The sequence below is a fragment of the Brevibacterium sp. HMSC08F02 genome, assembly GCF_001807555.1.
Lineage (GTDB): Bacteria > Actinomycetota > Actinomycetes > Actinomycetales > Brevibacteriaceae > Brevibacterium > Brevibacterium ravenspurgense.
This window is the reverse complement of sequence record NZ_KV789360.1, coordinates 1-12,543: the sequence shown is the minus strand read 5'-3', so window position 1 is coordinate 12,543 and position 12,543 is coordinate 1. Positions and strand designations below refer to the sequence as shown.

General features: G+C 62.2%; 12 protein-coding genes. 6 read left to right on the top strand and 6 right to left on the bottom strand.

What is annotated here, in order from left to right; translation table 11 throughout:
• Positions 1–430: 430 nt before the first annotated feature.
• Together sucD and sucC are read right to left on the bottom strand one after the other, a co-directional pair.
• Complete coding sequence (gene sucD / locus HMPREF3172_RS06205) at positions 431–1,333, bottom strand: succinate--CoA ligase subunit alpha (protein WP_019174687.1); 903 nt, start codon at positions 1,331–1,333, stop codon at positions 431–433.
• Positions 1,334–1,354: 21 nt separating this feature from the next.
• A complete protein-coding gene (sucC, locus tag HMPREF3172_RS06200) occupies positions 1,355–2,524 on the bottom strand; it encodes an ADP-forming succinate--CoA ligase subunit beta (RefSeq protein WP_070516240.1) in 1,170 nt (389 codons plus the stop codon).
• Between the two features lie 227 nt (positions 2,525–2,751).
• On the opposite strand from sucC, the gene HMPREF3172_RS06195 reads away from it, so the two are divergent.
• Positions 2,752–3,261, top strand: coding sequence for a MarR family winged helix-turn-helix transcriptional regulator (locus HMPREF3172_RS06195; protein WP_061941358.1), 510 nt, complete (start codon positions 2,752–2,754; stop codon positions 3,259–3,261).
• A gap of 99 nt (positions 3,262–3,360) precedes the next feature.
• Positions 3,361–4,068, top strand: coding sequence for a hypothetical protein (locus HMPREF3172_RS06190; protein ID WP_061941360.1), 708 nt, complete (start codon positions 3,361–3,363; stop codon positions 4,066–4,068).
• Positions 4,069–4,150: 82 nt separating this feature from the next.
• Here HMPREF3172_RS06190 and HMPREF3172_RS06185 read toward each other — a convergent pair whose 3' ends face one another.
• The 4 genes from HMPREF3172_RS06185 to HMPREF3172_RS06170 all read right to left on the bottom strand — a co-directional run bounded on the left by HMPREF3172_RS06185 (position 4,151) and on the right by HMPREF3172_RS06170 (position 8,367).
• Complete coding sequence (locus tag HMPREF3172_RS06185; protein WP_070516238.1) at positions 4,151–4,711, bottom strand: hypothetical protein; 561 nt, start codon at positions 4,709–4,711, stop codon at positions 4,151–4,153.
• Positions 4,708–5,814: an adenosine deaminase gene (locus HMPREF3172_RS06180; RefSeq protein WP_070516237.1), complete on the bottom strand. Its 1,107-nt coding sequence runs from the start codon at positions 5,812–5,814 to the stop codon at positions 4,708–4,710. Before HMPREF3172_RS06180 ends, HMPREF3172_RS06185 begins: the two co-directional genes overlap by 4 nt.
• A 113-nt stretch (positions 5,815–5,927) precedes the next feature.
• On the bottom strand, positions 5,928–7,100 hold the full coding sequence (locus HMPREF3172_RS06175; protein ID WP_070516235.1) for an amidohydrolase: 1,173 nt from the start codon (positions 7,098–7,100) through the stop codon (positions 5,928–5,930).
• Positions 7,101–7,257: 157 nt separating this feature from the next.
• The gene (locus HMPREF3172_RS06170; RefSeq protein ID WP_070429038.1) at positions 7,258–8,367 is read right to left on the bottom strand and encodes a mannose-1-phosphate guanylyltransferase; all 1,110 of its coding nucleotides are present in this window, start codon (positions 8,365–8,367) and stop codon (positions 7,258–7,260) included.
• A gap of 378 nt (positions 8,368–8,745) precedes the next feature.
• Between HMPREF3172_RS06170 and sdhC the strand changes: the two genes are divergently transcribed.
• From sdhC to HMPREF3172_RS06150, 4 genes are read left to right on the top strand one after another with little or no spacing between them, the layout of a single operon-like run.
• Positions 8,746–9,123, top strand: coding sequence for a succinate dehydrogenase, cytochrome b556 subunit (gene sdhC, locus HMPREF3172_RS06165; protein ID WP_083281446.1), 378 nt, complete (start codon positions 8,746–8,748; stop codon positions 9,121–9,123).
• Between the two features lie 5 nt (positions 9,124–9,128).
• Positions 9,129–9,578 (top strand): succinate dehydrogenase hydrophobic membrane anchor subunit, encoded by a 450-nt coding sequence (locus HMPREF3172_RS06160; protein ID WP_019174678.1) that lies wholly within the window; start codon positions 9,129–9,131, stop codon positions 9,576–9,578.
• A 26-nt stretch (positions 9,579–9,604) separates the two neighbouring features.
• Complete coding sequence (gene sdhA, locus HMPREF3172_RS06155; RefSeq protein WP_061941370.1) at positions 9,605–11,365, top strand: succinate dehydrogenase flavoprotein subunit; 1,761 nt, start codon at positions 9,605–9,607, stop codon at positions 11,363–11,365.
• Complete coding sequence (locus HMPREF3172_RS06150; RefSeq protein WP_019174676.1) at positions 11,365–12,156, top strand: succinate dehydrogenase iron-sulfur subunit; 792 nt, start codon at positions 11,365–11,367, stop codon at positions 12,154–12,156. The genes sdhA and HMPREF3172_RS06150 overlap by 1 nt, the downstream gene beginning before the upstream one ends.
• The last annotated feature ends 387 nt before the right edge of the window (positions 12,157–12,543 follow it).

The window sequence follows — 12,543 nt, the reverse complement described above, 5'->3', positions numbered from 1 at the left end:
CACTGCTAACGGGAGTTTCTCTTGCTAACCGGTGCGCCCCAGGTAAAGAAGGCGCCCAGCCTGCCCAGGCATCTCGCCCCGCCGCATTCTTTGTCCTGCCGGCGCATTTTCGGCCAACAAAAACACGCCTTAGCCGGAATCTGCGCTTTAGCCGCACACAAACACCGCTTAGCCGGAATCTTCGCCTTAGCAACCACTGCTAACGGGAGTTTCTCTTGCTAACCGGTGTGCCCCAGCTAAAGAAGGCGCCCAACCCACCCAGGCACCTCATCCCGCCAGCTCTAATCTGCAGAACAGAGAAGAAAACCCAACAAAACGGCTGTGGCCGAGTGGTTTCCCACTCGGCCACAGCCGTTTCTGCAGTCAATAGCACCCAACGCTTCTAGCTTGAGCGCCCGGACGGTTCACTCAACCGTCCGCAGTCGCCGCATCACAGCGACTTCATGATCTCCTGCATGTATTCAGCGGTCTGGGTCGGGGTCTTACCGACCTTCACGCCAGCAGCTTCGAGAGCTTCTGCCTTGGCGGCAGCGGTACCGGAGGAACCGGAGACGATGGCACCAGCGTGGCCCATGGTCTTGCCTTCCGGTGCGGTGAAGCCGGCAATGTAGCCGACAACCGGCTTGGTGACGTGCTCCTTGATGTACTCAGCAGCACGTTCTTCAGCGTCACCGCCGATTTCGCCGATCATGACGATCGCCTTGGTGTCGGGGTCGTTCTCGAATGCTTCGAGAGCATCGATGTGGGTGGTGCCGATGATCGGGTCACCGCCGATGCCGATGCAGGTGGTGAAGCCGAAGTCACGCAGTTCGTACATCATCTGGTAGGTCAGCGTGCCCGACTTCGATACCAGGCCGATGGGGCCGGCCTCGGTGATGTTTGCCGGAATGATGCCGGCCAGCGACTGTCCGGGCGAGATGATGCCGGGGCAGTTGGGGCCGATGATGCGGGTCTTGTTGCCCTTTTCGGTGGCGTAGGCCCAGATTTCGGCGGCGTCCTGTGCGGGGATGCCTTCAGTGATGATGACCAGCAGGCCGATGCCTGCGTCGATGGCCTCAATTGCGGCGTCCTTGGAGAACGCCGGCGGAACGAATGCAACCGAAACGTTCGCGCCGGATGCTTCCATGGCTTCGCCGACGGAGCCCCACACGGGCAGTTCGACGTCGTTGCCGTCAGCGTCCTTGTGGCTGACGGTCTGCCCGGCCTTGCGAGCGTTGACACCGCCGACCACGTTCGAACCTGCAGCGAGCATACGGGCGGTGTGCTTGGTGCCTTCGCCGCCGGTGATGCCCTGGACGATGATCTTGGAGTCCTGGTTCAGGAAAATCGACATGAAGAAAGTCCTTTCGGGCGATCAGGCGTTGTTGGCGAGTTCAGCGGCCTTGTCAGCGCCGCCGTCCATCGTGTCGACGACGGTGACCAGCGAGTTGTTGGCCTCTTCGAGGATCCGGCGACCCTCTTCGACGTTGTTGCCGTCCAGACGGACGACCAGCGGCTTCGTCGCGGAATCGCCGAGGATTTCCAGCGCCTTCACAATGCCGTTTGCCACAGCGTCGCACGCCGTGATGCCGCCGAAGACGTTGACGAAGACCGACTTGACCTGTTCGTCACCGAGGATGACGTCCAGGCCGTTGGCCATGACCTCTGCCGAGGCGCCGCCGCCGATGTCGAGGAAGTTCGCCGGCTTCACGTTGCCGTGGTTTTCACCGGCGTAGGCCACAACGTCGAGGGTCGACATGACGAGGCCAGCACCGTTGCCGATGATGCCCACTTCACCGTCGAGCTTGACGTAGTTCAGCCCCATGCCCTTTGCCTTGCGCTCCAGGGGGTCCTCAGCGTCTTCGTCTTCGAGCTTCGCGAGGTTTTCGTTGCGGAACTCAGCGTTGTCGTCAAGCGTCATCTTGCCGTCGAGGGCAACGATCTTGCCGTCGCCGGTCTTGACCAGCGGGTTGACCTCAACGAGGCTTGCGTCTTCGTCCTTGTAGACCTTCCACAGGCTCTTGAGGACGGGGACAATCTTCGCGCCGGTTTCAGCGTCGAACCCTGCTTCATCGACGATCTTCTGCGCGGTGGCGTCGTCAATGCCCGTCAGCGGGCTGACTTCGACCTTGGCGAGCGCTTCGGGGCGCTCTGCCGCCAGCGTTTCAATGTCCATGCCGCCTTCCTTGCTGCACATAGCAAGGTAGGTGCGGTTAGCGCGGTCGAGCAGAACCGAGAAGTAGTACTCTTCTGCGATGTCTGCGCCTTCGGCAACCATGACGCGCTTGGTGATGTGGCCCTTGATGTCGAGTCCGAGGATTTCCTCTGCGCGGGCTGCGGCTTCGTCAGGGTTTTTGGCGAGCTTCACACCGCCGGCCTTACCGCGGCCGCCGACCTTGACCTGTGATTTGACGACAACCGTTCCGCCGCCGAGTTTTTCGGCTGCGGCCCGAGCTTCTTCTGGAGTCTGCGCAACTTCGGCGCGCAGCACGGGAACGCCGTACTCCTCGAAGAGGTCACGGGCCTGATACTCGAAAAGATCCACGTGTAGTCCTTCTGTTGATTCTGCCGAGCCTCATGACCCGGCACGGGGTTCAGACAATCTTGCAGCTTGTCAACGCTTCCCACCTTAAAACACTGATGCGCTTAAGGACATCCAGGACGTAAACAACGTCCGAAACTTTGGGTTTTCCCAGGAAAACGGGGCCGGGAAGGTGTTCCAGCCCATTTAGCTCGTTGTTGAGTATCTCGAGATCGAACTATTATGGGGATATGGACGAAGTCGACCGGATTGTCAGCGAATGGCAGCGTGAACGGCCCGACCTCGATGTTGCCCCCATGGAGGTTGTGTCCCGCGTCAGCCGACTGGCAAAGCTGCTTGATCGGGCACGCAAAGACATCTTTGCCTCGCACGGTCTTGACGTGTGGTCCTTCGACGTCCTGTCTGCCCTGCGCCGTGCCGGCGCTCCCTACCAGCTGTCCCCGTCAAAGCTGACGGAGCAGATGATGGTCACCTCCGGCACCATGACTAACCGGATTGACCGGCTGGTGTCAGCCGGTCTCGTCACCCGCAGTCCCGATCCTGGAGACCGCCGAGGTGTCAGAGTGCAGCTGACCGAGGACGGGCTCGCCAAGGTCGATGGAGCGATGCTGGACTTCTTGGAACGCGAGCACGAACTCATGAGCAGCATGACCGGCGCGCAGACTCGCCGTCTGGCTGACCTGCTGCGCACCATGTCCGCGTCCTTTGACCTGCAGATCATGCGCGACTCCGAAGACTGACTCACAGGACTGAGCCGCAAGACCGAGCCGCACGCTGCGCGCCTGAGACGCACGCCACGTAGAATCAACCGAGAACTGCCGTCTTCCTGGGAGGCCATCGTGAAGCGCCTACTCGCATTTGGTGCCGTTGCCGCATTCAGCCTGGTCGGATGCACTGTCGTCGACAGTGAACGCCCCGTAGAGGGAGCATCGACTGCCCCAAGCGCCACTGAGCAAACCGAAGAAGGCACTGATGACAACGCGGACGGCAGCCAGTTTGTCGACGTCAGCCCCGGCGGGCCTAAGAACGAAGACCCCCTGTGGCAGAGCCTCGCAGAGGCAGCTGATTCGGGAGACCCCATCTACCTGTGGGCGTGGATGCAGACCGCTGACGAACCCGGCGGCGATGATTCCGTCACCCTGAGCCCCAGCGCACAGGACAGCGTGAAAGTCACAGCACCGAAATCCACCGTCGATGCCAACGGCACATTCGCACTGATCACCGGCACTTTCACGGTTGAAGAGAAAGGCGACGGCGACTACGCGCTCACGCTGGAATCCCCGGACGCGAAAGACGAACTCGTGCCCGACGGCCCCACTTCCGAAGAGCGCTGCACAGCAGAGAACGCCCAGGACACGATCGGCGGCGCCGCCGACAAACTGGCTCACGACCCCGATGCGCGGGATGACCTGCGCAAAGAATGGCTGTCTTCACCAGAAGTCTGGTGGGCAATCCAGGACGCGGGACGCAATCTGCGCGACACCGGAGGCGATTTTGAAGGAGACGGGCTCGCCACCGCCTGCGGCGACTACGTGCAGGGCGGCTGACTCTTAAACGTTCATGGCGGCTGAGGCTTCAGAGCCCTTCAGCCCAAGCGCTCATTCAGCGCTAGGCCATCCAGCCTGCTTATTAAGCGCCGCGCTGCGCGGCTTCGTCCTGCCTGCGCAGACCTTCGTCATAGGCTCGCAGGGTCGCCGGCAGGAACATCAGCACCAGCATTTCAATTCCGAGGATCAGCGGCCCCCAGAACATGTAGTCTCCGCTTTCGCTGAAGACACCGGGCCGAACAGACCAGGCAAAGAACAGCAGCAGAATGTTCCACGCAACTGCTGCTGGACGAGCCCACCGGCGGTATTTCCACAGGCCATTGGCTATGCCGAACATGGATGCGGACATCAGCAGGAACATAAGCGCAAGGCCGACAAGTGATCCCAGGCTGCTGCCCGCTCCCGTCAGACCGGTGTACACGTAGATGCCGGCGGCAACGAGCAGCGCGACCCCTTGGATGACCATAGTGACAACCGCACCCACCAGGCTGAGCGGACGACGCGGAAGGTCCACTTCCGGCCGCTGTGCCGGTTGGAGTGCCGATGGTTCGCCGCGCTTGCGCCGCTCCCGTTCTTCACGGCGCCAGTCACCTGGGCGGCTGGCGCCACCACCGGGCCGGTCAGAATTTCCGGGACGGTTCACAGATCGATCCGTTCGAAGCCTGGCATCACGATTTCCTCCAGCAGGCGATCGCGAACATCCAGCGGGATGAACGCGGCACGCAGAGCTGCGGCGGTCGCGATCTCAAGGTCGATGATGTCCCAGCCCGCGTGCTCTACAAGCAGCCGCATTTCGCGCGTCACCGAGGTCTGCGACATGAGCCGGTTGTCCGGGTTGACCGTGACGTTGAAGCCCAGGTCCTTCAGACCCGTAATGGGATGGGATTCGATCGACCGGGCAGCCCCGGTCTGAATGTTCGAGGACGGGCACACCTCAAGGGGAATCTGGCGGTCGAGAACCCACGCGGCAAGACGGCCGATTTCGCCGGCGCCGTCAGTGATCTGCATGTCCTGGACGATGTCGACACCGTGGCCGATGCGCACAGCACCGCAGGCAGCAATCGCATCCATCATGCTGCTCAGACCGCCGTCTTCACCGGCGTGCAGAGTTGTGGGGAACAGTTCACCGCGCAGCAGATCAAGCGCTGCCCTGTGCCCAGAAGCAGGGTAGCCGTTTTCGGGGCCAGCCAGATCAAAGCCGACAACCCCGTTGTCACGGTGACGCAGCGCAAGTTCAGCAACCGCGAGCGAATTGTCGTTTTGGCGCATGGCGGTCAGAATCTGCGCGGTCATGATGGTGCGGCCCTCCTGGGCAGCAATGGCCACGCCTTCTTCCATGCCCTTTTCAACCGCGGCCACGGCGTCGTCCATGGTGAGTTCGCCGGTCACGTGCTGTTCCGGAGCCCAACGGCATTCCGCGTAGAACACGCCATCCGCCACCTGGTCGAGCGTCCATTCGCGCGCTGCACGCGTGAGAGCTTCCGCGCTCTGCAGAACGCTCACCGTCACACCGAAGGTCTTGAGGTATTCCGGCAGGCTTCCCGAATCAGCCTGAGTGCGGAACCACTCCCCCAGCTTTTCGGGGTCGTCCGCTGGCAGTTCGATGTCAGACTGGGCAGCCAGTTCGATGATCGTGGCTGGCCTCAGACCGCCGTCCAGGTGGTCGTGCAGGCTGACTTTGGGCAGCTGCAGAATCGGGTCATCCGGGTGCACTCCGGCCGGTACCGGGAACAGGTTTTCATCCACGCGGCCAGTCTAACGACTGCCCCTGACACAAGCAGGAACCCAACCCGGGCACCCAGGTGAGCTCCGCCTCGTCAGCTGTGCGATTCCCGCCGAAGCAGGCGGAAAACCGCCGATCAGGGTTCGCCGTGGAAGCCCAGGCGCTCCAGTGCGAGCGCCGTGAAGACGCGCACGGCAACCGGCAGTGCGTCCTCGTCAATGAGAAGGTCACCCTGGTGGATGTCATAGGTGCGGCCACCCGGGGTGCGTGTTCCCAGACGGATGAGCGCACCGGGAACGTGGGTGAGGTACCACGCGAAGTCCTCCCCGCCCATTGACTGCGGGGTCAACTGGACCGCGGTCGGGCCGAGCTCGCGGCGGATGGCGGCTTCTGCTGAGGAGACTTCGTCTTCCGTGTTGACCACCGGCGGGACTCCGCGGCGGTGTTCGAGTTCAACTTCGACGCCGTAGGGGCCGGCGATGCGGTCCACGAGTTCCGGCAGAACTTCAGCCACCTGGTTCCAGCCGTCAACGTCAAGACAGCGCAGCGTTCCCATCAGCTGGCCTTCGCCGGGAACGACGTTCGGTGCATGGCCGGCTTCGATCGCGCCCCACACAAGAGAAATCGCGTGGCGGGGGTCGATCAGTCGGTGCAGGGTGGCCGGCAGGTCAACGGCGAGCTTGCCCAGCGCGTACACGAGGTCTTCCGTCAGGTGCGGACGCGACGTGTGCCCACCGTGGCCGCGCAGGCGGATGATGACGGTGTCACCGGCCGCCGTGATGGCACCGATGCGTGAACCCACCTTGCCGACATCGACAGCCGGGTCGCAGTGCAGGGCGTAGCAGACGGGGACGTCTTCCAGGACACCCTGATTGATGACTTTGAGCGCACCACCGGGGGTGACCTCTTCGGCGGGCTGGAAAATACAGCGAATCGTTCCACCCAGCCCCTGACGACGATCGATTTCATTGAGAACCAGAGCAGCACCCATGAGCGAGGTCAGGTGCACGTCGTGCCCACAGGCGTGGGCAACACCGGGAACGGTCGAGGCGAACGGGGTGTCGGTCAGGTCGTCCAAGGGCAGAGCATCAATGTCTGCTCGCAGACCGCACATGACCGGGCCGGACCCAACATCGACCGTGAGTCCCGTGCCCTCCAGCAAGCGAGGCTTAAGGCCCGCGGCAGTCAGCCTCTCAGCGATCTTTTCGGTGGTGCGGAACTCCTGATACGACAGTTCTGGGTGAGCGTGTATATCACGCCGAAAGTCCCGCAGTTCGTCGGCAAACGCCGCAACTTCCGCCTGGATCACTGTGCCTCCGTTCAAATGTGTATCCGGGCGATTCTACGCCCGGGCCCAAATGAGCCGGCACCGCAGTGACTTCTGGCGTCACACTTCTGACCGCCTCTGGCAGCTTCCGACTGCCTCTGGGGTCACACTTCTGGTTTCACAGAACGTCCTTCTGGTTTCACAGAACGTCGTCATAGCCGAGCTCGCGCGCCCGCTTCACCGCTTCCTTCACCCTCTGCGCCACGGCACGGCGGGTGACCAGCAGCGCGTCGTCGGTGTCAACGACCACGATGTTCTCCACACCGACCAGCGCAATTGCCCGCTCCGTCGTCGAATACACAAGGCCGGAAGAATCAACATCAACGAGCCGCACGTCATCGCCAGCAGCAAAAACGCTCGACGGTTCGCCCGGAATGGGCTGACGCAGCTGAGCTACAGACGCGAAATCCCCGACGTCATCCCAGCCGAAGTCGCCGGGAACCACAACAACCCGGCCCTGCTCGGCAGCAGGTTCAGCCACCGCGTAGTCAATCGCAATGGCCTCCAGCCCCGGCCAGACATCGGCGAGCACCGCCTCGTGATCCTCGGTGCCCCAAGCATCGGCAACTGCGGACAGTCCCGCGTACAGGTCAGGCGAGAACTCCTTGAACTGGGCCAGAAGAGCATCTGCCCGAGCAATGAACATGCCCGCATTCCAGCGGTAGCGGCCCGAATAGGTGTACCGGCGCGCGGTGTCGGCCGCAGGCTTTTCCACGAACTTCTCCGCCCGCATGGCCGTCGGCGCTTCCGCCAGTCCCAGGCGCTTGCCCGCTTTGATGTAGCCGTAGGCGGTCGACGGGAAAGTCGGAGTGATGCCGATCGTCACAATGTCCCCACAGGCGGCAGCCGCATAGGCTTCCGCGACAACACGGCGGAACTCGCACGGGTTGGTGATCGAATGGTCAGCCGAAAACGACCCGATGACAGCTTCTGGGTCGCGCCGATGAATGAGCATTGCAGCCAAACCGATGGCCGCCGCGGAGTCCTTCGGCGACGGTTCGGCAATCACATTCGGGTCGCCAAGCGACGGCAGCTGTTCCTGCACGCCCTGCGCGTGCGCCCGGCCCGTGACAACCCACCTGTTCTCGACAACCGCGAGATCCTCAATCCGTGCCCACGTTTCCTGCAGCATCGAACGGCCCGAGCCCAAAACATCAAGCAAGAACTTCGGCCGATCCTGCCGCGACAGCGGCCACAGCCGAGTGCCGGAACCGCCGGCCGGAATAACAGCATGGAAACGAGAAAGCATCGCTCGATTGTCTCGCACACACCCGGCACCCACCGGTCCGACACGCTCAGCTCTCTCACGGTCCGCCCACCCCTACCTCGCTCACGAGGTGGAGGCAGGTTCGGGACCGGAGCTCCACCTCGTACGCAAGTCAGGTCAGGAAGGCCCGATAGGGCAGGAGAACATGCCCTAAATAGCCGGGAGTCGGCGAGTGTCGGCGAAACCGGACATGAGACAATAGAGGCATCCTCAGCCGACCGACCGTACGGCCAGCTGACAAGAACCTGCGCGCGACGCACAGAGAACCCATCAACCGCACATCCGGAAGATTGGAAAATACTGTGAAACGGGCGTAGATTCAAAACGCTATACACGCAATCGCAAAATGGAGGATGACCCGTGGCCAAAGCGTCAACGGGCACTCTGTACCGCGGAAACGAAGGAATGTGGTCCTGGGTCGCTCACCGCGTCACCGGCGTCGGCATTTTCTTCTTCCTGCTGGTACACGTGCTCGACACTGCTCTCGTTCGCGTCTCGCCCGAGGCTTACAACGCAGTTATCGGAACGTACAAAACGCCTCTCATGGCGTTCGCCGAAATCGGACTGGTAGCAGGAATCGCCTACCACGCTTTCAACGGCCTGCGAGTAGTCCTCGTTGACTTCTGGAAGGGCGGCCCCAAGAACCAGCGCAAACTGTTCTGGGCAGTCATGGTCCTCTGGCTGATCGTGATGATTGCGTTCATCCCCCGCCAGCTGATGCACACGTTCGGAGGCTGAGCACAATGACAACACCCGTTATCCCCAAGCCCCGCGCCGAATACCAGCGCCACAAGACCACCAAGTCGAACTTCGAGCTGTTCGCATGGCTGTTCATGCGCATCTCCGGCGTCTTCCTGGTCATCCTGATCTTCGGTCACCTGATCGTGAACCTGTGGATGGGCGAAGGCGTCCAGGGCCTCGACTTCGGCTTCGTCGGCGGCAAGTGGGCCAACCCGTTCTGGCAGATCTGGGACCTCGCCATGCTGTGGCTGGCCATGATCCACGGCACCAACGGCATGCGCACCATCATCAACGACTACGCCGAAAAACCGCGCACCAACGTCACGCTGCAGATCATCCTCTACGTGGCATCCGCAATCATCGTTGTGCTCGGCACCCTGGTGATCTTCACCTTCAGCCCCTGCCCGACCGGCGCAGACCCGTCGCTGCTGCCGAGCTTCTGCCAGGCCTGACCGCCGCTTAGGAGAATAGAGACCTTATGCAGGTACATGACTATGACGTTGTGATCGTCGGAGCTGGCGGCGCCGGCATGCGCGCAGCCATCGAATCCGGCCAGCGAGCACGCACCGCAGTGCTCACAAAGATCTACCCCACCCGCTCCCACACCGGCGCGGCACAGGGCGGCATGTGCGCCGCACTGGCCAACGTCGAAGAGGACAACTGGGAATGGCACACCTTCGACACCATTAAGGGCGGCGACTACCTCGTCGACCAGGACGCAGCCGAAGTCATGGCAAAAGAAGCCATCGACGCCGTGCTCGACCTCGAAAAGATGGGCCTTCCCTTCAACCGCACGCCGGAAGGCAAAATCGACCAGCGCCGCTTCGGCGGCCACACCCGCGATCACGGCAAGGCACCGGTCCGCCGCGCATGCTACGCAGCAGACCGCACCGGCCACATGATCCTCCAGACTCTCTACCAGAACTGCGTCAAGCACGGCGTTGAGTTCTACAACGAGTTCTACGTCCTCGACGTCATCATCAACGAAGTCGACGGCAAGAAGGTCGTTGCGGGTGTCGTGTCCTACGAACTCGCCACCGGCGAAATCCACGTCTTCCGCTCCAAGGCCGTTGTGTTCGCAACCGGCGGTTTCGGCAAGATGTTCAAGACCACCTCGAACGCACACACGCTCACCGGTGACGGCCTGGCTGTCACCTACAAGCGCGGCATCCCGCTGGAAGACATGGAGTTCTTCCAGTTCCACCCCACGGGCCTTGCTGGACTCGGCATCCTCCTGTCCGAAGCAGCCCGCGGTGAAGGCGGTATTCTCCGCAACGCCGACGGTGAGCGCTTCATGGAACGCTACGCACCCACGATTAAGGACCTCGCTCCGCGTGACATCGTGGCCCGCTCCATGGCCAACGAAGTGCGCGAAGGCCGCGGTGCAGGCCCCAACAAGGACTACGTCCTGCTGGACCTCACCCACCTCGAGCCCGCACACATCGACGCCAAGCTGCCGGACATCACCGAGTTCGCCCGCACCTACCTGGGTGTCGAGCCCTACACCGAACCGGTCCCCGTCTTCCCGACGGCCCACTACGGCATGGGCGGCATCCCGACCACCGTCGCCGGTGAAGTGCTCGCCGACAACGACACCATCGTTCCCGGCCTGTACGCAGCCGGTGAGTGCGCGTGCGTTTCGGTGCACGGCTCCAACCGTCTGGGCACCAACTCGCTGCTCGACATCAACGTCTTCGGCAAGCGCGCCGGCATCAACGCCGCCGAATTCGCCAAGACCGCCGAGCAGCAGGAAGTCGCAGACGACGCAGCCGACATGGTGATCGACATGGTTGAAACCATGCGCAACTCCAAGGGCACCGAACTCGTCGGCGACATCCGCGCTGAACTGCAGGAAATCATGGACGCCAACGTCCAGGTGTTCCGCACCGATGAAACCCTGCGCGAAGCCATCGACGTGATCGGCAAGCTGCGTGAGCGTTACAACAACATCGGCATTCACGACCGCGGCATGCGCTACAACCTCGACCTGCTCGAAGCCATTGAGCTCGGCTTCCTCCTGCAGCTGGCCGAAGCTGTTGCCGTTGCCGCACTGCACCGCAAGGAATCGCGCGGCGGACACTTCCGCGAGGACTTCCCCGATCGCGACGACGAAAACTTCATGCACCACACGATGACCTACCTGGACCCCAACAGCACCGCCGAAGGAATCTCCGGCATGCGCCTGGAGACCAAGCCGGTCATCGTCACCCGCTACGAGCCCATGGAGCGTAAGTACTGATGGCAGAGAACAACGAAACCCCGGAACCGGCATCGAAGATCGACCTTCCGTCGAGCGTGTCCGGAGAAGGCGGCGAAGTCCCCACTTTCGAGTGCACGTTCCGCATCGCCCGCTTCATCCCGGAAACGGACTCCGAGCCGCACTGGGAGGACTACCAGGTCACGATGCACGGCACCGACCGTGTGCTTGACGCACTGCACAAGATCAAGTGGGAACAGGACGGTTCGCTGTCCTTCCGCCGCTCCTGTGCACACGGTGTCTGCGGTTCCGACGCTATGCGCATCAACGGCCGCAACCGTCTTGCCTGCAAGACGCTGCTGAAGGACCTCGACACCAGCAAGCCGATCACGGTTGAGGCCATCAAGGGCCTGCCCCTTGAAAAGGACCTCATTGTCGACATGGAGCCGTTCTTCCAGTCGTACCGCGAGATCATGCCGTTCCTCATCACCTCGGGCCACGAACCGACGCACGAACGCCTGCAGTCGCAGGAAGACCGTGCGCGCTTCGACGACACCACCAAGTGCATCCTGTGTGCATCCTGCACCACGTCGTGCCCGGTGTTCTGGACCGACGGCCAGTACTTCGGCCCGGCAGCAATCGTCAACGCGCACCGCTTCATCTTCGATTCGCGTGACGAAGGCTCCGAAATGCGCCTCGAAGTGCTCAACGACAAGGAAGGCGTGTGGCGCTGCCGCACCACCTTCAACTGCACCGAAGCATGCCCCCGCGGCATCGAGGTGACCAAGGCAATCGCCGAAGTCAAGCAGGCACTTCTCACCCGCGCATTCTGATTGGGTGAGCCGGCCGCAGCTCTTAGGGGCTGAGGTTTGGGTTTAAGGAAGGGGCGAGTCCGAAAGGGCTCGCCCCTTTCTATGTGCCCTTTCGGTGTTGCCTCCAGAGCCTCCACAGCCATAGCGAAAACACCCCTTAGCCGGGTTCTGCGCTTTAGCAACCACTGCTAACGGGAGTTTCCGTTGCTAACGCGTGGGCGGAGGTATGGGGTGGCGCCTCGTGGTTGTCTTACCCAGCAGTCCCCTCTGCCGCGGGAGTATGCTGGGCCAGCCGCCGAGGCTCTGCCGCCAGACAAGACACCCTTTAGCCGGGTTCTGCGCCTTAGCAACAAGCAAACTCCCCTTAGCCGGAATCTGCGCTTTAGCAACCACTGCTAACGGGAGTTT

Coding starts and splice junctions, on each gene's coding strand:
- sucD (WP_019174687.1), bottom strand. CDS start 1,333: ATGTCGATTTTCCTGAACCAGGACTCCAAGATCATCGTCCAGGGCATC.
- HMPREF3172_RS06195 (WP_061941358.1), top strand. CDS start 2,752: ATGGACGAAGTCGACCGGATTGTCAGCGAATGGCAGCGTGAACGGCCC.
- HMPREF3172_RS06170 (WP_070429038.1), bottom strand. CDS start 8,367: ATGCTTTCTCGTTTCCATGCTGTTATTCCGGCCGGCGGTTCCGGCACT.
- HMPREF3172_RS06160 (WP_019174678.1), top strand. CDS start 9,129: ATGACAACACCCGTTATCCCCAAGCCCCGCGCCGAATACCAGCGCCAC.
- sdhA (WP_061941370.1), top strand. CDS start 9,605: ATGCAGGTACATGACTATGACGTTGTGATCGTCGGAGCTGGCGGCGCC.
- HMPREF3172_RS06150 (WP_019174676.1), top strand. CDS start 11,365: ATGGCAGAGAACAACGAAACCCCGGAACCGGCATCGAAGATCGACCTT.